This is a genomic window from Njordella calcicola (assembly GCF_056494125.1).
Map to the genome: position 1 here is coordinate 1,795,461 of NZ_CM151396.1, position 22,613 is coordinate 1,818,073.

Here is a 22,613-nt window from a genome sequence, read left to right on the forward strand (position 1 = left end):
CGCTGCCATCGTCTGTACATCCCTCATGCACTTTATCGATACGCACGCCCACTTGTTTGATGAATCGTTGAGCCATAATCTTGGCGTTGTTCTGGAGCGAGCTGCGTTGGCGGGAGTTGGTCAAGTCATCAACGTTGCAACCACGGCCGCATCCACTCGGTTGGTTGTGCAAGCTGCGGAAAGTAGCTCCGGGTTGTTTGCATCAGCGGGCATTCACCCCAATTACGCTAGCCAAGCGACGAATGACGATTTTGGCATTGTTTGTGAGGCGATGTGCCATCCCAAGGTTGTCGCTGTTGGCGAAACGGGGCTCGACAAGTATTGGGATGATTGCCCATGGGATGTGCAGCTTGCGAATTTTGAGAAACATTTGCAGTTGGCGGCGGAGAGTCAATTGCCCGTGATCATCCACACCCGTGATTGTTATCCGGAGATGATCGATATGCTCCGACGATTTAAGCAGCAGGCCGACTTCAGTGGCGTCATGCATTCGTTCGCGGGGACGGCCGACCAAGCGATTGAACTCATGGAATTAGGCTTGTACATTAGCTTTGCCGGTATGCTAACCTTCAAGAAAAGTGAAGATTTGCGGCAAGCAGCGGCGGTTGTCCGTCGGGATCGGTTGTTGGTTGAAACTGACAGCCCGTATCTTTCGCCAGAGCCGTTCCGGGGCAAAAAGCCTAACGAACCGGCGCGCGTGATCTACACTGCAGGCACGCTGGCGCAAGTGCTGGGAGTCAGCCTTCTTCAGTTGGCCGAACAAACAACACTCAACGCTCGCCGATTATTCGCTAAAATGACGGGTGATTTACTTCCAATGACTACTTCGAAATAGGAAAGCAATACACGATGGTGAAAACAGCTTCGACCATGATGCCGCTTGGCACAACGGCCCCAGATTTCGCGTTGCCCGATTTGGACGGCAGCACAAAATCATTGCAGTCGTTGAAAGGCGACGTGGCCACGGTTGTGATCTTCATGTGCAACCATTGTCCATACGTTAAGCATGTCGCGCCTCAGCTAGCTGCTATTGCTGACGACTACCGCGACCAGGGTGTTTCGATGATTGGCATCAGCAGCAATGATGTAGCTGAGTATCCGGAAGACGCACCCGAGCAGATGCGTGTGGAAGCCGAGAAACAAGGCTATCATTTTCCGTATCTTTATGATGAGAGCCAATCGGTGGCCAAGGCGTATCGGGCGGCTTGCACGCCTGATATCTTCGTGTTTGATGCATCGTTGAAGCTGGCTTATCGCGGCCAAATCGATGACAGTCGACCCAAAACAGAACGTCCCTTAACTGGCCTCGATTTGCGAAGTGCTTTGGATGCGTTGATTGCAGGGCAACCGATTCCAGAGCCACAGAAGCCCAGCATCGGGTGTAACATTAAGTGGAAACCAGGCATGGAACCAGATTACTTTCACTCAGCACAAGTCAAATAACCCTCCAAAGCAAAGGCGATTCCTATGAGCCAACCGCAGCGATCTTGTATAAGAGTTCTGGTTGGCTTGCTTCCGCATTTGCTGGCATCTGCGGCGTCTGCGCAGGTTGAGCCTGCAGCGACTGAATTGCAGTTCGCGGCGGATCCGTGGATGCAGCCTTTTGGAAACAGCAGCATCTGGAATACGCCGATTGGAACGCAGGCACAGCTTGTTCCTATAACGATCGATTGTGATGCCGGTATTGAACCAGAGCTGGAGTACATCTATCGCATCAGCAACGTGCCATTTACTCGTTCGTTGTTTGCGGTGCGATCATGGCATCAACGTTTGGGTGGCCAAGTGCAATTAGACCAGTTTCCAATCGACGATTTTCTGTTGGGCTCAGATCCAAGAGATCTGCGTTTTCCAACAGCCTGTGCTGCGCTGTTGATGCCTGACAAGCGAACGGTGAAGAACATTTCCGCGTTCTGTCGTTCTTATCGAACGGGGCCGGTGTACGGCGAGAGCGTCCAGTCGTGGGACTTATTCGACGGCGATGGTCGTGATGACGGACGTCCTGTCACTGGCATGTCGATCTTGGGCGGCTCACTGGTCCTCGATGGCGTCCACAGGCTAGAAGATATTGATCATGCGGTGAAGCTTTGTTTGCCGCTTGCTCAGCTTAGCTTGGGTTCTCAGCAAACTGGTTTCCGTTGGCCAGCAACACGTGCGAAGCTTTCCTTGACCGACAAATTGTTGGGAGACAATGAAGCGTTGGTGCTAGGGTGTTTGTTGACTTTGAGTGGTGATGCGTATGAGCAATTAGCGGGAGAGTTGCAAACCGATTTTGGTCGTGCGCTATGTAAAGCGTTTTATCAGTATGGTGGTTACGTAGCAGATCGCTCCATCGATCAGCATGTTCGATTGTGCATGACACCGGAGTATGCGAGGGGCTTACGAGCGAAGTACGGACCTGCAGATTCGAGAAAGGGAATTGCCGCGTCGCTTCCTGACAAAATCGTCCAGGATATGAAGGCCGTCATTTCGCAGTTGGCAGTGGTGGAGGATAATACTGCAATGAGCATCGGTGGTAGCGGCACGCGCAGGGCTACGGCCATGCCGAAATCGGTTGCCACGTTCCCACAGTACGCCGGTGTAAACTCGAAGATTGTTCCGCTGAAGAATGGCTACTTGACCGATGGGCTCCTGTTGCCTGAAAACTGGTTTTTTGCTCGTCCTAGTAAAGAGCAGATCGAGTTGGCTGTGGATGCCAAGCATTTCTACTCGCCGCCTCAATCGATGCGATTCAAAGGGGTGGGGCCTGATAAAGTGGCATCGGTGGCTCAACTTGTTTTTGACACTCAAACGCCATTGAGGCTGTCGGCGCGGGTTCGAGTGCAAGGCGCAATGCGAGTCGATCTAGTTGCAACGACCTACGTTGCTCATTTCACACCCGCAGCGGAGCAGACGGTGGCCAGTAAAGAGTTCCAGCCAACCGAACTTGCCGCAGATGAGCCTAGCGAATGGGAGCTCGTAAGTGGTGAGTTTCGTTTAGGCCCAATGGCGCATCATTTTCGCTTGGAGTTCCGTGCCACTGGAGATGGCACCATTTGGATTGATGATATCGAAGCGATCGTCATTGCTGATCCGCAGAATAATTCAGCGTTGGTTCCATGAACAGCAGACTACCGTCCCTTCAAATTTTATTCTCTGCGGACTGGTTAGCGTGATTCGCGTTGAGCAGTCGGAAGCGTCAAGGACTATTCAACGAACGCTTCGGCGTACGATTCATCGGTCTCCCAGATTCGTACTGCGACGGCTCGAGCGCCGGTCCCAGCGAGGATTTTGGGGCACACCACTTCTAGCAAGTACTTTGCCAAATTTTCGGATGTGGGATTGTAGGGCAGCAGGAAGTATCGAACGGGTTTGGCCTGTTTGAGAACCTCGATGGCATTGTCGTCTTTATCCCAGATAACAAATCCATGGTCCCAGTTCTCGTCCAACCAACCTTTGCAGCGGTTTTTCAGTTCTTTAAAATCGATCACTCGACCGACGTCATCTTGTGTGTCCCCGGCGACCGTAAAGTCGGCTACATAATTGTGTCCATGCAAGTGAGCGCACATGCCGTCATGGCCGACCAACCGATGGCCTGCACAAAACTTGATGCGTCGCATGATCGTTAAGCTCATGATGATTCCTTGGTTGTGTCTTGGGGTAGCGAAGCTGGGTCGAGGGGCGAAGTCAGTTTGCTGTTGGAGGCATGCCGCGAGCGATCGCGACTCGTCTTCTTTTCCAAGTTTCGCCCGATCGCGGCGTTTAGATCGACGCCGGTTTGGTTGGCCAAGCAGACTAGCACGAATAGTACATCCGCAAGCTCGTCGGAAATATCACCTGGAATCTCGGAAGCTTTCCAACTTTGCTCGCCATAAGTCCGCGATACGACGCGGGCAAGCTCGCCAACTTCCTCGGTCAACTGAGCGAGGTTCCCTAGTTCGGAGAAGTAACGAACGCCGACGGTTTTGATCCACTGGTCAACGGTCGCTTGCAACTGGGCTAAGGTCAGATCGGGCTGCGACGATTCCAACGTCTAATCTCCAAACATCTGCGAAATAGATTTATTGGAGTGGATGCGACGGATGGCTTCGGCCAGCAGTGGAGCCACGGAAAGCACGTGAATCTTGTCGATCTTCTTTTCTGCCGAAAGGGGGATCGAGTTGGTGATAACCACGCTATCGACTTCGGTCTCGATAATCGTTTGGATAGCTTTGCCGCACAGCACGCCGTGTGAAGCGGCCAAGTGGATTTGTTTTGCTCCTGCTTTGCGAACCAATTTTGCAGCCCCGCAGATGGAGCCAGCGGTGCTGATCATGTCGTCGAACATCAAGCAAATCTTGCCTTCAACCGGGCCACCAATGATGTTTTTCTGTTGTGTTTCAAACGCGCTGGTGCGACGTTTATCGACGATCGCTAGAGCACCTCCTAGGCGTTTGGAGTGCCCGCTGGCGCGTTTGATACTGCCTTCATCGGGGCTAACGACGACCAAGTCTTCTTGCGGAATATCCAAACTCTTAAAGTAGGAATTCAAGACGGGAGCGGCGGTTAAGTGATCGACGGGGACATCGAAGAAACCTTGGATTTGTGGAGCGTGAAGGTCCATCGCTAAGACGCGATCGGCACCGGCGCGGGTAATAATGTTCGCGACCAGTTTGGCCGTAATGGGTACGCGCCCTTCGTCTTTGCGATCTTGCCTGGCGTAACCAAAATAAGGAATGACGGCGGTGACTCGGGCAGCGCTGGCTCGTTTGCACGAATCGATCATGATCAGCAATTCCAGCAAGTTATCGTTGACTGGTGGACAAGTGGGCTGGATCAGATAGACGTCGCGGCCGCGAACATCATCCTCGATCTTGCAAAAGTTCTCACCGTCGGGGAATTTCCCCAATGCGATGGAGCCCAATTGAAGATGCAAGAATTCGCAGATGTCTTTTGCCAAGGCTGGATTGGCTCGCCCGGAAAAAATCTTTAGTTCTTGCATGGATACCCCATTTCGCGCATTCGTTCTTCTACCAAGGCTAATTCATCGATCGTATTGATACTCAGCGACTCGCATGCTTGTAAGACACTTTTGGCTTGAACAAGATCGCCGGCATTTTTCAAAATTCGAGGACAATCTGTGAGATAGTACTCTTTCTGAGCATTATCGTTACGCAGTTGGCTGAGGGCCCAGCGTAAGCGTTCGGAGTCAAAGAGGTAGGTGCTCATGTTAACCTCCCTTATCTGACGCTGAGTATCGGAGGCATCTTTATGCTCGACAATATCGACAAATTCGCCTGATGCATCGCGAACAATTCTTCCAAGTCCGTCGGGATTATCTTTGCACAGGGTGCCCAGTAGGCAAGCTGGACGTTGCGTATCGAATTCGGCTATCAAACGGTTTAAAGAATCGGATTGTACGAGGGGGGAATCGCCTGCGAGCACAAAAACCGAGCCAACGGATTTACGCAGTTCTTCATCGCAGCAGGCGACGGCATGACCGGTGCCCAACTGTTGTTCCTGCGTGATGAAGGTCAGGTTCCTGCGTCCAGCGAGCTCCTCACGGACAAACTCGGCGCGATAGCCCACAACGACCGTCGTCTTTTGGACCCCCACCTTTTCGAGCGCATCCAAGACCCAGTGAATCATTGCACGCCCGAGCACGGGGAACAGGACTTTGGGCAGATCGCTCTTCATCCGCGTGCCTTTTCCAGCGGCAAGGACAATAGCGGTTCGTAAACTCATATCGATGAAAGTCCAAAAGATCGGGATTGGAGGTTGCCAGTGCAAACCGGCGTGTCTGCTTTAACAGGCCACAGTTTTGCATGATTGCTCTGGTTCGCCAAGTATCTGTCCCTGCTTCAGTTGACGGCATAACGGGTCCACGATAACCTCTCTGCCTTGCGAATTCATTATTCCGCCGTCATTCCGACGGCAACCACACTAGACATTTTAGTACGAGCAATTTTCAAAATGGCAGGATCTGAGCGAAAACGGGAACTGAAACGACGTCGTACGCGAACCAAGAAGGTCGCATTGTGGAAGGCGAAAGCGGCAAAGGCGACCAAGTCTGAGAAAGAAGCGATCGCTGGCAAGCTGCGTCGGTTGACCCCAGGTGCCGAACAGTTGATCGCCGATTGGAAATTGGTTAGCTAACCAGCCGTTTTCCGGCTTTAGTAAACCAAAACAGCGAAAATCAGCTCGTTGGAGGGGTTTCTCAAGGTTGTCCGATCGGATACGCTTGAGATAAATCCATCCCCCCTTAATTGCACTCAAGAGCTGGAGAAATTCCCATGGCGTCTGTCTTGGAAAATCCTTCCGAAGTAAGCATCGAACAAACCGAATGCTTTATTGGTGGAAAGTGGGTCGCTGCCAAGAGCGGTAAGACCTTTGAGACAATCAATCCCGCAACCGAAGAAGTGATTGCGGAAGTGGCTGAAGGCGATGCGGCCGATGTCGATGAAGCGGTAAAAGCGGCGCGGAAGGCATTCGAATCAGGGCCTTGGGCTCGGATGGATGCTCGCGATCGTGGACGCTTAATGTATAAGCTGGCCGATGCAATTGAAGATCAGATCGATGATCTGGCTGCACTGGAAACGCTGGACAATGGCAAGCCACTCAGCGAATCTCGCAATGGCGATTTGCCGCTGGTCATCGACTGCTTGCGTTACTACGCAGGCTATGCTGACAAGATTCAGGGAGCTACGCTGCCGGTGCGAGGGAACTATTTCTCTTACACACGGCGTGAGCCCGTGGGCGTTGCGGGGCAGATTATTCCCTGGAACTTCCCGATGTTGATGGTGGCCTGGAAATGGGGCCCTGCTCTGGCCGCTGGCTGTACCATCGTCATGAAGCCAGCCGAGCAAACGCCGCTGACTTGTTTGCGAATGGCAAAACTTGCACAAGACGTCGGTTTTCCTGACGGTGTGATCAATGTCGTGCCAGGCTTTGGCCCAACCGCCGGTGCCGCGGTGGTGAAGCATCCCGGTGTTGATAAGGTGGCCTTCACCGGCGAAACCTCAACCGCCCAAATCATTATGAAGGAAGCAGCCAACACGCTTAAACGTGTGACCTTCGAATTGGGAGGCAAGAGCCCCAACGTGATCATGCCCGACGCTGATTTGGATAAGGCGGCACAAGGCAGTTACATTGGTTTGTTTTTGAACCAAGGCCAATGCTGCTGCGCCGGCTCGCGCGTTTTTGTGCATCGAGATGTGCATGAGGAGTTTACGGCCAAGCTTGTGAAGCTGGCCACCAATCGCAAGGTTGGGAATCCATTTGATCGTGCGACTGAGCAAGGTCCGCAAATCGATAAAGCTCAGTTCGACAAGATCATGTCCTATATCGAAAAAGGCAAGCAAGCCGGAGCGACATGTCGCAGTGGTGGCCAGCGTGCTGGCGATAAAGGTTTCTTTATCCAGCCAACTGTTTTTGATAACGTCACCGATGACATGGAAATCGCTCGCAATGAAATCTTTGGACCGGTCCTCAGCGTCCTGAAATTTGATGATTGGGAAGATCTGATTCAGCGAGCCAACAACACCTTCTACGGATTAGCGGCCGCGATTTGGACTCGTGACATCAGTAAAGCGCATGACTTTGCGCGGCGCGTTCGCGCTGGAACCGTTTGGGTGAACTGCTATGATGTATTTGACGCAGCGGCTCCTTTTGGTGGTTTCAAGATGAGCGGTCAAGGACGCGAGCTGGGAGAAGAAGGCCTAAAGGCTTACACCGAATCGAAAACCGTGACCATCGCGTTGGATTAAGCACCGTTTGACTCCTTCGGGATGAAATCAACCGGAAAAACTGCGACGGACGTTTATGACGTCCGTCTTTTTTTGTACTTTAAGGAAGATACTTTGAATGCGCGCTGAAATCATTGCCATCGGTGATGAACTTACATCTGGGCAGAGACTCGATACCAACTCGCAATGGTTGGCGATAGAATTGGGAAACCTAGGGGTTCAGGTCGCCTTCCATACGACGATCGGGGACCGCCTGGAGGATAACTTACAAGCCTTTCGTGTGGCTGCCCAGCGTGTTGAACTGATTGTGTCGACGGGTGGACTGGGGCCGACGGCCGATGATTTAACGCGTGATGCAATCGCCGGTGCCTTCCATGCGCCGCTTGAATTTCGCGAGGAAGCAATGCAGCACATCCTTAGTCTGTTTGCTAATCGCAAACGACCGATGCCGGAGCGAAATCGAGTTCAAGCGATGTTTCCGGCTGGTAGTCGCTTGATTGACAATCAATTCGGTACCGCACCTGGAATCGATTTCTCCCACCCATCCTCAGCCAATTGCAGTTGCCGTATTTTTGCGTTGCCGGGTGTGCCAGCAGAAATGCATGAAATGTTCATGCAAGTTGTTCGCCCTCGTTTGATTCAAGAAATGGGTTTGGGGAAACAGCAGTGGTTTTACAAGAACCTGCGTTTGTTTGGCATTGGAGAAAGCGATGTAGAAGCCTTGATTCCCGATCTGATCGCACGCCAACGACAGCCGATCGTAGGCATTACCGTGTCTAAAGCGACGATTAACTTGCGCATCGCAACGCTAGCTTCAACTTGGGGAGAAGCGGAAGAAACCATGGAAGCAACCGTGTGCGAAATTGATAGTCACTTGTCTTCTTATATCTTTGGAGTAGATCAAGACGAACCATGGGATGCTGTCGTCGAAGTTCTTTCTGCTCGGGCTCAAACAATTCAAGTTTTCGAGTACGGCTCTACCAGTGTCCTTGGCCCCTTGATCACGACGGCAGCTAGCGAAGTATCCGTCAGCCAGTTGGTGGAATCAACGCACTGGAGTTTGGAACGACCATCGCAAGACGCAATCCAACAGGCGAGCGAGTGGGCATTGGTCTTGGGGCCTTATCCAAAGATTGCAGACCAGACTCACTACGAGGGGGACTTTCAGATTGAACTTTGGCATCAAGGCAAATTGGTGCATCAGCGCAGCCAACCGATTGCCGGGCATCCGGATATCATTCTGCATCGACTGGCTAAGGCTGGTGCGAAGGATGTTCTGGACCATTGGAAATCGATCACTGGCCGATAACAGGGCAAACTTGAGAGTTGCGTTACACCTCTGATTTCTTGCGGGCGAACTTGGGAAATGCTTGCTAACTGTTAAGTCAAGTTTCAGTAACCGCTGCTGGATAATGGCTAGTCCCAATAGTTGTTCGCAACTAAAATGGACCGCCTAGTGCGGCGATGAATTGCTGCATAATGAAAGGGACCTGGACGAAATCCCACTGGTTGGACCGATACCGTGTCCAGTTCTTATTCGGTAAGCCAACTTCTTCCTATCGTTTTTGGAAGCCTGATGTCCGATGAATCCACGATTGCAAAGCTACTTGATGTTTATGAAGATGCCTGTCAGCGCGGAGAGCAAGTAGACCTTGTCAAGTTATGCGAGCAGCATCCGCACGTGTTCGATGAGCTGCAGACTCGTATTGTAGCACAGCGGCACTCGCCAGCGGATAGTTGTGGTCCACTGGAGAGCCCGGCCGAGCTTTCTTTTCAGACGGGGGTTTCGGATTTAAAGTTTTTAGCAAAAGGTGGTTTGGGTGCTGTCTATGTTGGAAAAGACCTGCAGTTGAATCGCCAAGTTGCGGTCAAGTTCATGCATGCCCAACGCGCAAGTGACAGTGTCGGCCGGCAGTTTTTTGAACTAGAAGCTGAGGTTACTGGCAGGCTGGAGCATCCTGGTGTCATTCCGCTGTACGGCGTTGGCCAGACGACAACCGGCGTACCCTACTATGCGATGCGGTTTATTGATGGGCAAACCTTGGATGCCACCATCCGCGACTACTATGCCCAGCAAAAGCTGAGTGGGCGGACCGAGCATGTCGAATTTCGCGGGATGCTACAAGCATTCGTGTCAGTCTGCAAAACGATTGCCTATGCGCACAATCGCGGGATAGTGCATCGCGATATCAAACCTGACAATATCATGCTAGGTCGATATGGAGAAACGATTGTCGTCGATTGGGGGTTAGCTCTACCGGTCGCGCGGGAAGAACGATTTCGCCAGAGTGGCGAACTTACTCTGATGCCAATGAGTGGAAGTAACTCGCACAGTTCGCAGCATGCTGCCGGTACTCCGTCTTACATGAGTCCTGAGCAAGCATCGAATTTGGCAGCGACGCCTGCAAGTGACATTTATAGTTTGGGCGCAACGCTTTATAAAATTCTTACCGGTTTGCCGCCCGTCGCAGGCGAATCATTGATCGAGATCCGTACAAAGATCTTGGAAGGTCGCATCACCAATCCGTCCGAGTTCAACAAGGCGATTGACCCTGCATTGGATGCGATTTGCCAAAAGGCCATGGCCTTGCTGCCTCATGACCGCTATGGCACTGCGTTGGATTTGGCCAGCGATGTCGAACGTTATTTGGCTGACGAGCCAGTGAGCGCTTATTCGGAGTCTGGAACCGAAAGGTTTGGTCGTTTTTTTCGCCGTCATCGTCTAGCAACCTTTGTCGCGTTAGCAGGTCTCACGGGCTGTTTACTTCTGGCAGCGTTGTCATCGATTTGGTTAGCCAGCGCGAACAGTAAAGAACGTACAGCACATGCGATCGCAGAACAGTCGCGGCGAGAGAACCTCAGCACCTCAGCGATGTTCTTAGCCAAGTCGGTGGCGTACGAAATTGAGCTGTACTGGAAGATACTCGAATCTGAAGCGGAATCTCCTAGCTTGCGGGCGTTGTTGCTGCAAGCGACAAGCGAAAAGCGTTCGTCGGGCAGCTACAGTCCAACAACAACTTACGAGCTGCAAAGATGGCTGGAAAAACGCTATATCTCTGCAGGTTCGTCGGTCAAAGCGTTGGCCTGGGTCGTCAGCGGTTATGAGGGAACTCAGCTTGCTCGTGTTCCTGAGGCCAGCAGTATCGGTCAAAATTTTGCGCACCGCGATTACTTTCATGCGCTGGGCCGCGATTTAACCTTGGAGGAGCTAGCAACACAAGGTCCGGTGTTCCCATTGGGGAGCAAGGAAGTTTACGCCAGTTCTGTATATCAAGGTTCCAATACGCAGACCTTGTTGATTACCTTTGCCGTGCCGATTTGGAGTGCGCCGCGCGATGAGCCTGATCGGCAGCGAATTGGCGTTTTGGCCTTTCCCGTCGAGCTGGGAGAGTTTTCCTTGGGGCGACGGGCAATCTTAGTAGATACGCGACCTGACCTGTTGAAAGGACAAGCTGGATTGATCCTGAACCATGCCAATCTAGCTGCTCAAGGAATGACAGACCGAACGCCATATCTGTTGGCTTCGGATCTTGCGACTGTCAACCAAATTGCCAGTGACCGCAGTTCTGATGGTCTCGTGAAGTCGGCTCGCAACAACATTGTCGAATCTCTTTTCGACCCGGTGGACCAGAAAAGCCGGTTATCGGCTATCGAACCCGTGCAAATTCGCGGTCGTAGAAATTTTGCTGGCGACCGCGGTGGGGAAAATCATACCGGGGGCAACACGGGTTGGGTTGTGATCGCCGTTGAGGAAGATTAGCGGTATGGCGGTGGTTACCTCTTAAAATGCCTGTGAATCGCCGTTTCTATGGCAAAAAACTGTGCGGTACCACGCAGGTCAGGGAGTCAGGTACGCTGAGTGCGCCGGTCAAAAGTAAACCTTTGTGCTGTAAAATCGTATCGACATAAACGGGGAATTGCTGGTAACTTCCCCATCGGAATTGAAATTGTTAATCTGAAGGGGCTGTGACAGTTCACATCCTTCATCTTCAGCGCCCCACCCTACCCCACTGCTCGGTTATGAAAAAACAAACTCTTGCCTCGTTGTCGTTTACTGCTGCCTTGCTATTTGGGTGCCAATCCTCCCAGGCGGAACCCACGCTGACGATCGGGGATAAAGCTCCTGCGATCGACGTAGATCAGTGGATCAGCTTAGGCGGTGATAAATTCAAGCCGGTGACGAAGTTCGAAAAGGGCAAGGTTTACATCGTTGAGTTTTGGGCGACTTGGTGCGGCCCATGCATTCGAAGTATGCCGCATTTGGCCGAGTTGCAGAAGAAATATTACGATAAAGGTTTGCAAATCGTTTCGGTTACCGACGATGATAAAGAAGCGATTGACAAGTTGCTGAGCAAAGAAGCTCCCAATGCGATTGGCAACGACAAAACGTATGCCGAGATCACGGGCCATTACCTCCTGGGCAGCGATCCTGACCAATCTGTGCAGCGGGATTACATGCTGGCTACTCGCCAATCAACGATCCCGACGGCGTACATTATTGGCCGTGATGGATTGCTAGAGTGGGTTGGTAATCCAGCCGTGATGGATGAACCCTTGGACGCGATCATTGAAGGTACCTGGGATCGTGCCGAGTTCAAACGCGAGTTTGAAGATGAGCAACGTCTGATCGACCTTGACCTTGAATTGAATCAAGTCGCCAGGAGTCTGAAAAATCCTCAAGACCGTCAGGCCTTCATCGCAGCCGCCCTACCAGTCATTGATAAGTTTGAAAAGTCGATTCAAACCAAGCAGATCAAGCTGAATGTTTCTGGCACAAAGCTGACCTTAGTAATGGACTTTGCGCCAGAAGCGGATTCTACGACACAGCTTTTCCAGGCGATCATGGCCGATGAATCGGTTTCCCCGGTCTTCAAGCACGACATGGCCTGGAAGGCATATGAAATCTCGATGGAAAAAGATGTCGTGAACTCAGGTTTGCTACAAGCTGCAGCAGATGTCGTCCCTCGTATTTTACCCGAGCTTGCCGATAATTCCCACGCGACCGTACTGGACACGCTAGCGCACTTGCAACATCGCTTAGGTAAACCCGAGGAAGCGCTCGCTACAGCCCAAAAAGCTTATGAGCTGAGCGGCAAGGCACCTGAGTATGAGATATTTGTGAAGCAGCTTCAAAAAGAGTTGAATCTATAAGCACGCGATCGTTTTAGCCGCCTGTCGTTTCGTGAGAGCATGCATGGCAGACTTAAGTGCACCATACTGCGGCTGCCGAAACAAATTGACAAGTAGGATTACCAACTCGCCTAAGAGAGGGAGTTCTTTTTAGCGCGGACCTTTTTTGAGTACTGCTCCATAAACTTCTTCTCTTTGGAGGTCAGCGAGTCTAAGCCTGACTGCTGGATTTTTTCCAGGATCCGGTCCGCTTCGATCGCTTCGGTATCCACACTGTTGTCCGGCTCGGTAAACGTCTTCAACTTGGGACCGAACGTTTTGCGCTTCCAAAGCCGATAACTCATCGACCAGTTCTCAAGGAAATTGAAATTTAGGTTGCCATAGAAATAAACCGCGGCGAAGCCAATACCCGCCAAGTGCACATCGTAGGCGACGGGGTTATCCGGCGACGACTTGAATAGCAAATTCATGACCACGATAAACGCACCGACGGCCCACGCCGGGACTGGAGCAACGCCGAACAGATACAGCACGTGTCTTGGGAAATTGAAAACGAATAGCATCGTAATGGTTAGGACGGCACCCGACGCTCCCAATACCGCTCCTGCGGATTGGTCGACCAAGTTGTGAAGTGCCAGATACACGGCCCCACAAAACACGACGCTGAGCAAATAGATCCGCCAGAATTCACCCCAGCCGTAGCGCTGTTCCACGGAACGTCCGAGGAACCAGAGAGACATCATGTTGAATAGAATATGGCCAATCGATTGATATGAGTGTACAAAACCATAGCTCAGCATCCGCCACCACATCCAGGGGCGAGTCAGGTCCTCCGTATGCAAAGCCATCAGGTCGGAAAATCGTCGTCCGTCCGCCGTTTGAAAAAAAAGATTGGCTACAAAGCATGCAGCGCAAATGATGATAATCATCGATACCGGTGATTTGCCATTCCAGCCCAATTCCAAGCCAGGTGGAGGCGACTCACGATAGTACCCACGGTCATAGATTCCCATATCAACCTTTATTCTTGTCGGCAATAAACAGCAAGCTAACTATGGTTACTACTTGCTGCTAATTCTTGTTCATTTCTTGTTTTGAAAGCAGTACAAAGCAGCGGTAGTTCGTACAAAAAGGCAGTCTTTTACGGCCACGGGCGAAGCCATACAGCCTGCCTCCAATCTGCTTTCGCTAACAATTTCAGCTTCATCGGCAGCGGCGATTGTATACCCCTTCCCCATTTCGTCAAAAGCATAGATGTGCCCGTTGGCCAGAATGGGTGAAGCGCTAAAGTCGCCTCCCAGTCGCTTTTGCCAAATCATTTCACCATCATCGGCATTGAGACAACTGATGACTCCGCGATCTTCGATTACAAACAGCCTGCCGTTTGCATAAAGCGGTGAAGGTTTGCAGCCAATCGCTTTTGTGGCCAACCATTTGACGTGTGTATCCGTGGCATCTCCAGAGCCACTCGGTTCGATGGCCATCATCTTCGCCTTGCTAAAGCCCGTAGAAATGTATATTCGCTGGCCATCGAAAAGTGGACGAATCGCACTGGAGTGTTCTTCATATCGCACAAACCAAAGCCGGTTGCCAGTACGAGGATCGTAAGCCTCGACAGCATTGGCCGCCGGGCTGATCAACTGGGGTTGGCCGTTGACTTGAATGATGTGCGGAGTTGAAAACGCTTTATGCAAGTCTCCGTTGTCTGTTTTAAACTCAATTTGCCGGTCCGTCTTCCACAGGGTTTCTCCCGTCAAGCGGTCTAATGCAATCACATACTGCTGATCGTAGCCATCGAAATGCATGATCAACGAATTCTCAAACAGAATTGGCGAGCTGCCTGGGCCACGATAATGATTGCATGGCAAGTCGCGGCGTTGCCAAACGATCTTTGCAGGACCATCGACATCCATTGCAACGGCTGCGGTTCCATATGCACCAAAGTGACAATAGATAAGCTTGCCATCGCAGACAGGGGTGGGGGAAGCGTAAGAATTTGTTACGTGGTAGTCGGGTTGAACGCTGTCATTGCGAAACAAGACATCGTTTGAAACAATCTGTCCAGTCTTTCGATCCAACGAGATTAGCCGCTGTTCATGGCCTTCACTATCGGCATCCGTCACCCAAACTCGGTCGCCCCAGACCAGCGGTGAGGACCAAGCCCGACCGGGTAGCGGAGTTTTCCAGAGCAAGTTCGTTTGCTCGCCCCATGTCGTGGGAGGCGTCGCAGTCGGTTCTGCTGAACCATTGCCGCTCAACCCTCGAAATTGAGGCCACGCCCAACCTTCCGTTTCCGCCAGTTGCTCTGCCGACCAAGCTTTCTCAACGGCGTACTTGGCAACCGCATGATCCTGGGCAGCCAATGGTAGAGAAGCCGAAAGTGACACTGCGAAAAAAGCCAACTTTGTAAGTGTATTCATACTTCCCAAGTGATTTGTGGCAATTACTATCAAGAGATACAACGGTAGGACTGATGCGGCTACTCATTCTACTCGATCAAGTTAAAGAACGTTACTTGGTCCGATAGCAGCCCCAGCTTTTTTGACGATTCGAATAAGCATCATGTTGCTCTGATTCAACATTATTTCCAAGAAAATGTTGACTTTCTACAACGCTGTAATTATCGGTCATGCCCTGCCGATTTTCGTAAGTCCATGTTTTTCAATGGCTTAGCCCTGTTTCTGAGGCCAGGAAACCGTCTCTGGTACGCCGACTGCAATTGATTTAGTCATTCCCCAACGGGAACTCGATCACATCGATCAGCATCCAAGTTTCTCAGCGTCCTTTAAGAATTCCGCAGCTATGAAGAACTCCTCGGCCCGCGAATACGATCGTGATGAAATCCTTCTCCAAGAAGAATTTGGCAGTACTTTGGCCTATGCTGGTGCTCAACGCAAAACCAGTGCGGACGGCGATTTTGATGGCGAGTTCGAAGTCGTCGACGAAGAAGAAGAAGAGTTGGTGGACGACGATGAATCCTCCATCGAAGACTCCGATTACGGTGACGACGAAGAAGCTTTGATCGATCCAGAAGAGTTGGAAGTATCGGTCGATGCAACCGATGACCCCGTTCGCATGTACTTGATGCAGATGGGGGAAATTCCCTTGCTGAACCGCCATCAAGAAATCGCTCATGCCAAGCGTATCGAGATGATGCGAGCTCACTATCGTCAATGGTTGGTCTCTACCGATTTCGTACTGTTGGGAGCAACCAAGTTGCTGGAGCAAGTCCGCGATGGCAAACTGCGATTGGATCGTACGATCGAAGTCAGCGTAACCAACGCGACTGAGAAAACTGCCATCATGAAACGCATTGGCCCCAATATCGAGACACTGCGTAAACTGCTTGCCTGCAATCAAAAAGATTACTCAGTTGCAATCGATAAAAAGAACTCGATGGCTGATCGCCGCGTCGCTTGGAAGAACTTGGTTCGCCGACGCAACCGAGCAACACGCTTGGTGGAAGAGATGAATCTGCGAGCGAATCGACTGGAACCGATCTTTGAGAAATTGCGAGCGATTCACAATCAAATTGTATCCATTCGAGAGCGTATTGCCGCGACCGAAGCCAACCCAAATCAATCCCCAGAAGATGTCGTCGCATTGAGAGCTGAATTGCATCAGCTCATGAAGGCAACTTTTGAAACTCCGGCCACGTTGGCACGTCGCGTTGAACGTGTTACCCAATTCCGCGAAGATTACGAACAAGCCAAGAGTGAACTTTCGGCTGGCAACTTGCGACTGGTAGTTTCAATCGCCAAGAAGTATCGTAATCGTGGTTTGAGCTTTTTGGATCTGATTCAAGAAGGCAACACTGGTCTGATGCGAGCTGTCGACAAGTTTGAGTATGCTCGTGGATTCAAGTTTTCAACCTATGCAACTTGGTGGATTCGTCAGGCAATCACCCGAGCCATCGCGGATCAGAGTCGAACCATTCGAGTACCAATTCACATGATTGATACGATGAGCAAGGTTCGTCAGTACACGCGAGATCTTGTCCAAGAGCTAGGTCGCGAGCCAACGGTGGAAGAGTTGGCCAAACGAGCGAAACTGACGATTGAAGACGCGAAGGTCATCGTGAAGATGGCTCGGCAACCGCTTTCACTCGACCAACCCATTGGCGACCATGAAGAAAGCACTTTCGGCGAATTTTTGGAAGACCATCGTGATGACGATCCATTGTACGAAGCCAACCAAGAGTCGTTGAAGTTCCATATTCATGATGCGATGCAAACATTGAATTATCGTGAACGAGAGATTTTGAAGCTTCGATATGGTTTGGCGGATGGATATTCCTACACCTTGGAAGAAGTTGGCAAGATATTCTCCGTGACCCGTGAACGCGTGCGTCAAATCGAAAGCAAAGCAGTCCGCAAGTTGCAAAACCCAGGACGTTGCAAAGCTTTGACCAGCTTTATGGATGGCATCGATATTGATCCTGCTCATACGGTCAATGCTCAAGAGACCGTACAATAAACACGGTCAATGCTCAAGAGACCGTACAGTAAACACGGTCCATGCTCAAGAGAGCGAACAACAAGGGCAGCTTGGCTCAGTTCGATACTGGATTTGATTCCGCTGGGCCGCTGCCCAGCGAGGGGCTTCAAGGCCACGTTGAACTTGATTGGAATATTATCTCAGAAAGCTTATTGTTTTGCGTTGGCCAACTCGCCACTCAACTGTCGCCGGACCTTCGCTAACTTTGCTTCCGCATTGTCCTCGTTAGGCAGTTCTTCGCCAGGCGCGTGTCCCCAAAAGATGAGACGGTTGTCCTTCAGCTCGACTTGATAGACCCAGCGCGAGTTGGCCTGGCCAGGTGATTCCGGCAAGACATTCACGCTTTGGATGCCATACTCGACACGCATGGGCTCCAGCATCGAGCAAATCTTCAAAGCGTTCAAGATGCGAGGGTCGCCATAGACCGAACCGACTGGACCGGTCGGTGGATCGACGTCGGGACAGTAGATGTGAAAATACCGCAAGACGTCAGTCGAGTCGAAGTCTTTCCAGGGCAAATTTACCCCGTTCTCATCGACAATAAAGTAAAACTTGTCAACTTGCTGACCTGATTTAGATGAGGTGGAAATGGCGTCAGTCTCGGAGCGAACGTTGGCGCGACTTGCCTTCTCGTAATAAACCCAAGCAAAGGGGCGTCGATATTCCACGTCCACTTTAACCTGTGATCCAGCCATTTTTTGAACGCGGAGGATACGTTCAACCCATGGATGGCTTGCGAAAGCTGCGGCGATGGTCGAACAGGCCTCTCGGTCTTGGAGCGAAATATACTCCAGTTGGCTACCTTTAAAGACTTCGCCAACAATGTCTGAGCGAATCCAAGTGGGAACGTTGGACAGGTTAACATTCTCGGGCTGTAAACCGTACAGAGTTCGATCTAATCGTTCCGCACCAAAGCTTATCCAGAAGATGTAGCCGACTACGATCAACAATCCAGGGCCAACCATGCTAAGCGCAGCGGCGCGAGGAATGCGAGTGGCAATTCGAGACCAAGTCTCGAAACTACGACTCACAAACGATCGCGGCGGCGTTGGTGCTGGTTCCGCTCTGGACATCCCTGTCACTCCGGTCCTTCGTTCAAATTAGGCAAAGCATTCGTCTTTGTACTCGCTGCTTTATGCAGTCGATCTTGCCATACTACCAAACTCGCAAGTGCGACTGCAATTGCACTCCAGTTCGCTCTTCCACCGTACTGCGAACATAGTCCAGCAGCAGCAAGACCTCATCAGAGGTCGCTTTGCCATCGACGATGATATAGTTTGGGAAAGCTGGGCAAATCTGAGCATTGCCTTTACGATAGCCTGCTAAACCACACTCGGAGATTAGTTTCGCTGCCGAACCTGGACCCGCATCGATAAACGCAAGCGCCGTTCTGGCTGACTGAGATGGCTGTTGCGCCCGCTTTAAGATCCACAAAGTCTGCATGCGTTTGGTGAGGGCCGCTGGGTCACCGAATTGCAGCTTCAATTCCACATCCAAAATGGCCAGAGCATCTAAGGAGCTTTGTCGCGTCCCGAAATGCATCTGTTTACGATCGATAACTGAGATCGTCCCATCGCTTTCCAGCAATCGAGCGCTCTGCACCAGTGAGCCAATGTCACCGTTGAGTGTCCCTGCGTTGCCATGCAAAGCGCCACCAACGGTTCCTGGAATACCAACCAGATGTTCAAGCCCACCCAGTTTCGATCCAATGCAAAAACTGATCAGGTGGCTTAGTTTGGCTCCTCCACCGCAGTGAACCTTCTCTGAATCCGTGCTCATCGAAGTAAAAACAGGTGCGGACAAGGAAAGAACAGCTCCATCAAATCCCGATTCGCGGATCAACAAGTTCGAACCGCCGCCGATAATCCTCAGCGGGATTGAAGCCTTTGAGCAAGCGACGACGACGCCGATCAATTCCTTTTCACTAGATGGCTCAATAAAGAAACGCGCAGGTCCGCCAAGGCCCAATGTGGTGTACCCAGCCAGCATCACGTTTTCACGTACGATGTGTCCGAATCCCTCTAAAAAACTCATTCAATTTCTCATCAATACAAGGTTGGCAAGCGAATTGGAATCCTATCGCCTGAACGAACTGCTCCGGTTTTCTGATCGGCAGGCGAAATGGTACACCTGCCGGTGTGTTAGTGTCGATTGCTGGAACGGAGTAAGCAAGCCCCCAGACCTAGCTGGGAGGTCGCAAAAAAGCGTCGCCATCAGACGAAACCTTAGAATATTGACCGCAAAGCTGCCAGTAGCTGCTGAATTTGCTGTTGCGAATGGGCCGCCGACAGGCTGATTCGGAGCAAACTTCGTCCATTTGGAACTGTCGGGGGACGAATTGCTGGAACATAGAATCCGGCCTCAAGCAATCGCTGGGCAGCTTGCACGGTTCTTTCGGGCGTTTCCAAGTAAACGGGAATAATAGGACTGTCGCTGCCACTGGTCTGAGCGCCCATAGCCAGGATTTCGCTGCGCAACCCTGCGCTGCTGAAACGCAAACGTTGGCGTTCCAATTCCATCGACTGGCACAGCAAAACCGCTTGACGGGTTGCCATGGCTGTCCGCCGCGGCAAGGCTGTCGAATAAACGTAACCTCGAGCAAACTGTCGCAAGTAATCAATCGTCGCGGCGTTTGAGACAACGTAGCCACCGATCGACCCGAGCGCTTTGCTACAAGTTCCGATACACACGATGGGAACGTCTGGAGCAACTCCCGGTACGGCCAGTCCACGCCCCCCCTCGCCATATACGCCAACGGCATGGGCTTCATCCAATACCAAGCCTGCATCAAATCGTCTTGCTAGATCGACGAGCTGCTGTAGGTCAGCTAGATCTCCCTCCATGCTAAAAACGGTATCACTGATGATCCAGAAGCCTTGTGACTTTATCCGATTCTTGGAAGCCATCGCCAGTAAGCTTGCTAGTTGGTCATAATCGGCATGCGGGTAAACAACTTTCTGAGCCTTGGCCAATCGGCAACCATCAATCAAGCTTGCGTGATTGAGTTCGTCGCTAAACAGCAAGTCTTGTTCCTGAGAGATCGCTGCCAAGACGGAGAGATTGGTTGCGTAGCCACTACTAAAGGTTAAGGCCGCATCAAACTGTTTCCAATCTGCGAGCGCCTGCTCCAACTCTGCATGAGCTGGCGTGCGACCACTGACCAGCGGGCTGGCGCCACTGCCCCAAGCTTCAGCGTCACTGGCTGCGCTGGATGTAGACTGCGGAGTCATGATGGAAGTCGAAACAACTTCGGGGTGCCAGCGCAATCCCAAATAGTCGTTCGAGCCGAAGTTGGTAAGGCTTCTTCCCGACAGTTCAATAGCCGTGGGACTTCGATGAGTAAACTCCGCCGCAGTGCGCAGCAAGCCTGCTGCCCTGCGCTGGTCAAGCGAATGCTCCACTCGTTGTGTAAACCAATTCAATTCATTCAAACGATTAAGCTCGTCGATGCTGGCAGTGAAAAATGCAGGAGACTCTGACGACAATAGCCTGCTGTAAAATCGCTGGCAGCTAAACTCCGTTTGCCCGCGGGTTGTAACACGTCGATTCGCAGCAAGCCATCGCCGGCGACTACGACCAGATCCTGCGACTTCAGAGCCCCTGCGGTTTCGACAGTTTGGCTGCTAAGGGCTGGGATTATCGCAAGGCAATTTGAGTAAGTTCCCAACGCTCCAATTGGCAGTTCATCAGCCAGCGCCGACAGCGAGGGAAATCGAAATGGCTGTGCTTTTTGAATAGCAATGCGCAAAGGTTTGCCATTTGCTAGTTGCAATTCAGCGAACGCACCGGGCCAAGGTTGCATTGCTCGGATCACTCGGTCCAGCAGATCTACATGCCAGCGAAAATCGAGTTGGCCATCCGACTTATTCAGCCGCGGAGCCTTCGTTGCTTGGCCAGCATCTTGTTTTTCGCCCAACAGCTTGACCTCGTCCAGCGTCTGGCAAGTACGCAGTAGATCGATCGCCTGCAAGGTGGGTTGCACGCCCATGGCGGAAAGTCTCGATTCCAAGTCTGCCGCGTTCTCTCCAGGAAGAATGTCCGTTTCTGCTCGAGCCAGAATCGGCCCTGAGTCCAATCCCGTCGTCATGCGAATCACGCAGACACCGCTTCGACGGTCGCCAAGCAAGATCGACCATTGGACCGGCGCAGCGCCACGATGTTTGGGCAGCAGCGAACCATGTAGATTGATTGCTCCTAGGCGGCAGGCTTCCAGCGCTTCGCGTTTGAGGATCTGGCCATAATCGCAGACGACAGCTAGATCGGCAGCGTAGCTTCTCAATTCCACGATCGATTCATAATCCCGCAGGTCGATCGGCGTTTGGATCTTTAAGCCAGCTTGCTGAGCCCACATGGCAACGGGATTAACCGGAGCTTTCTTTTCCGATGAAAACGGTTTTGTAATTACCGCCACAATCTCATCGTTGGATTGCCGTATCGCCTCGAAGGCAGGAACTGCAAACGGGCCAGTGCCCATCAAAATCAATCTCATGCCAGAGGCCTTTCATCAAGCTATCGAAACGCAAACGAATCTGTCTTAGCCTAGCACTTGAGCGAAATGTATTTCTGCCAAGCATGGTCTGGGCAAGCTATGCGTACCGAGATAACCAATCGTTCACACTAGCTTTCAGGTCATCATCGCTGGGAATGCTGCCAGTTCGCTGTTGGGATTCAAAGTCGACTACTAAAGTGGAGATATCATAATCCAGCGAGCGTTGATCGCTTTCGGCCAGTCGGTCAACGAACAGCACCCCGTCCAGATGGTCGGTCTCGTGTTGAATGATTCTGGCAAGAAAGCCTTCGCAGTCCAATTCGACTTCTCGGCCTTGGACATCGTATGCGCTGACGTGCAACGAGCGGCTGCGTTTTACATTGGCAGATAAGCCTGGCAGCGACAAACATCCTTCTTCGGCTTCCTCGGTCCCTCGTTGGCGCGAAATGATCGGGTTGATAAAAACGAACTCCTCTCCTTCTCCTTTTCTCCCAGCGGGGTTCGCGATGAAAAGGCGGAGTGGAACGTTGACTTGATTGGCGGCAAGCCCAACTCCATGTTGGGCATACATGACATCGAACATGCGATCGACCACGGCAGCAAGCTGGCTGTCGACGCGCGCGACCGGTTGGCTTTTGAATCGCAGAGTTGGATGCGGGAATAGAACCAGTTGTATATCGTCAACCACTCGGTAACCTGAATTCGGAACAAAAAACAATAGAAAATATCGGCACAGTTTGAGGTAATATAGCCCGTCGCGGTATAGCTTGAAAAGAAGCTACCGCAGAAATGTAGGG

The 22,613-nt window shown here is 51.6% G+C and carries 20 protein-coding genes; 9 read left to right on the forward strand and 11 right to left on the reverse strand.

The features are described 5' to 3' along the window. Positions 1-25: 25 nt before the first annotated feature. From SH302x_RS06800 to SH302x_RS06810, 3 genes are read left to right on the forward strand one after another with little or no spacing between them, the layout of a single operon-like run. Positions 26-835 carry a TatD family hydrolase gene (locus SH302x_RS06800; protein ID WP_479367976.1) on the forward strand — a complete coding sequence of 270 codons (810 nt, stop codon included), beginning with the start codon at positions 26-28 and terminating at the stop codon, positions 833-835. Positions 836-849: 14 nt separating this feature from the next. Then, on the forward strand, positions 850-1,443 hold the full coding sequence (locus SH302x_RS06805) for a thioredoxin family protein (RefSeq protein WP_479367977.1): 594 nt from the start codon (positions 850-852) through the stop codon (positions 1,441-1,443). A gap of 24 nt (positions 1,444-1,467) precedes the next feature. Then, positions 1,468-3,099, forward strand: a complete 1,632-nt coding sequence (locus tag SH302x_RS06810) for a hypothetical protein (RefSeq protein WP_479367978.1) — start codon at positions 1,468-1,470, stop codon at positions 3,097-3,099. Between the two features lie 83 nt (positions 3,100-3,182). On the opposite strand, the gene SH302x_RS06815 is transcribed toward SH302x_RS06810, so the two are convergent. From SH302x_RS06815 to SH302x_RS06830, 4 genes are read right to left on the reverse strand one after another with little or no spacing between them, the layout of a single operon-like run. Then, positions 3,183-3,611: a 6-pyruvoyl trahydropterin synthase family protein gene (locus SH302x_RS06815; RefSeq protein WP_479367979.1), complete on the reverse strand. Its 429-nt coding sequence runs from the start codon at positions 3,609-3,611 to the stop codon at positions 3,183-3,185. Beyond that, complete coding sequence (locus SH302x_RS06820) at positions 3,608-4,006, reverse strand: nucleotide pyrophosphohydrolase (protein ID WP_479367980.1); 399 nt, start codon at positions 4,004-4,006, stop codon at positions 3,608-3,610. Before SH302x_RS06820 ends, SH302x_RS06815 begins: the two co-directional genes overlap by 4 nt. A gap of 3 nt (positions 4,007-4,009) precedes the next feature. Further along, complete coding sequence (locus SH302x_RS06825; protein WP_479367981.1) at positions 4,010-4,957, reverse strand: ribose-phosphate diphosphokinase; 948 nt, start codon at positions 4,955-4,957, stop codon at positions 4,010-4,012. Then, on the reverse strand, positions 4,945-5,700 hold the full coding sequence (locus SH302x_RS06830; RefSeq protein ID WP_479367982.1) for an NTP transferase domain-containing protein: 756 nt from the start codon (positions 5,698-5,700) through the stop codon (positions 4,945-4,947). The genes SH302x_RS06825 and SH302x_RS06830 overlap by 13 nt, the downstream gene beginning before the upstream one ends. Positions 5,701-5,928: 228 nt before the next feature. On the opposite strand from SH302x_RS06830, the gene SH302x_RS06835 reads away from it, so the two are divergent. From SH302x_RS06835 to SH302x_RS06855, 5 genes are all read left to right on the forward strand, one after another. Further along, positions 5,929-6,111: a DUF6800 family protein gene (locus SH302x_RS06835; protein WP_479367983.1), complete on the forward strand. Its 183-nt coding sequence runs from the start codon at positions 5,929-5,931 to the stop codon at positions 6,109-6,111. 137 nt (positions 6,112-6,248) lie between these two features. Continuing rightward, complete coding sequence (locus SH302x_RS06840) at positions 6,249-7,721, forward strand: aldehyde dehydrogenase family protein (protein ID WP_479367984.1); 1,473 nt, start codon at positions 6,249-6,251, stop codon at positions 7,719-7,721. A gap of 97 nt (positions 7,722-7,818) precedes the next feature. Continuing rightward, complete coding sequence (locus SH302x_RS06845) at positions 7,819-9,009, forward strand: competence/damage-inducible protein A (RefSeq protein ID WP_479367985.1); 1,191 nt, start codon at positions 7,819-7,821, stop codon at positions 9,007-9,009. A 213-nt stretch (positions 9,010-9,222) separates the two neighbouring features. Beyond that, positions 9,223-11,460, forward strand: a complete 2,238-nt coding sequence (locus SH302x_RS06850; protein WP_479367986.1) for a protein kinase domain-containing protein — start codon at positions 9,223-9,225, stop codon at positions 11,458-11,460. Between the two features lie 260 nt (positions 11,461-11,720). Next, positions 11,721-12,851: a TlpA disulfide reductase family protein gene (locus SH302x_RS06855; protein WP_479367987.1), complete on the forward strand. Its 1,131-nt coding sequence runs from the start codon at positions 11,721-11,723 to the stop codon at positions 12,849-12,851. A gap of 110 nt (positions 12,852-12,961) precedes the next feature. Here the strand turns inward: SH302x_RS06855 and SH302x_RS06860 are convergent, their stop codons facing one another. After that, complete coding sequence (locus tag SH302x_RS06860) at positions 12,962-13,843, reverse strand: rhomboid family intramembrane serine protease (protein ID WP_479367988.1); 882 nt, start codon at positions 13,841-13,843, stop codon at positions 12,962-12,964. A gap of 69 nt (positions 13,844-13,912) precedes the next feature. Then, a complete protein-coding gene (locus SH302x_RS06865; RefSeq protein WP_479367989.1) occupies positions 13,913-15,250 on the reverse strand; it encodes an outer membrane protein assembly factor BamB family protein in 1,338 nt (445 codons plus the stop codon). A gap of 382 nt (positions 15,251-15,632) precedes the next feature. Between SH302x_RS06865 and SH302x_RS06870 the strand changes: the two genes are divergently transcribed. Beyond that, a complete protein-coding gene (locus SH302x_RS06870) occupies positions 15,633-17,306 on the forward strand; it encodes a sigma-70 family RNA polymerase sigma factor (RefSeq protein ID WP_479367990.1) in 1,674 nt (557 codons plus the stop codon). A 170-nt stretch (positions 17,307-17,476) separates the two neighbouring features. Here the strand turns inward: SH302x_RS06870 and SH302x_RS06875 are convergent, their stop codons facing one another. The 5 genes from SH302x_RS06875 to def form a co-directional block, all read right to left on the reverse strand. Continuing rightward, positions 17,477-18,400: a cell division protein FtsQ/DivIB gene (locus SH302x_RS06875; RefSeq protein ID WP_479367991.1), complete on the reverse strand. Its 924-nt coding sequence runs from the start codon at positions 18,398-18,400 to the stop codon at positions 17,477-17,479. A gap of 82 nt (positions 18,401-18,482) precedes the next feature. After that, on the reverse strand, positions 18,483-19,361 hold the full coding sequence (murB, locus tag SH302x_RS06880) for a UDP-N-acetylmuramate dehydrogenase (RefSeq protein WP_479367992.1): 879 nt from the start codon (positions 19,359-19,361) through the stop codon (positions 18,483-18,485). A 191-nt stretch (positions 19,362-19,552) separates the two neighbouring features. Next, positions 19,553-20,749: an aminotransferase class I/II-fold pyridoxal phosphate-dependent enzyme gene (locus SH302x_RS06885; protein WP_479367993.1), complete on the reverse strand. Its 1,197-nt coding sequence runs from the start codon at positions 20,747-20,749 to the stop codon at positions 19,553-19,555. Between the two features lie 5 nt (positions 20,750-20,754). Beyond that, positions 20,755-21,816 (reverse strand): methionyl-tRNA formyltransferase, encoded by a 1,062-nt coding sequence (locus SH302x_RS06890; protein WP_479367994.1) that lies wholly within the window; start codon positions 21,814-21,816, stop codon positions 20,755-20,757. Between the two features lie 97 nt (positions 21,817-21,913). Continuing rightward, positions 21,914-22,504 (reverse strand): peptide deformylase, encoded by a 591-nt coding sequence (gene def, locus SH302x_RS06895; protein WP_479367995.1) that lies wholly within the window; start codon positions 22,502-22,504, stop codon positions 21,914-21,916. Positions 22,505-22,613 lie beyond the last annotated feature (109 nt).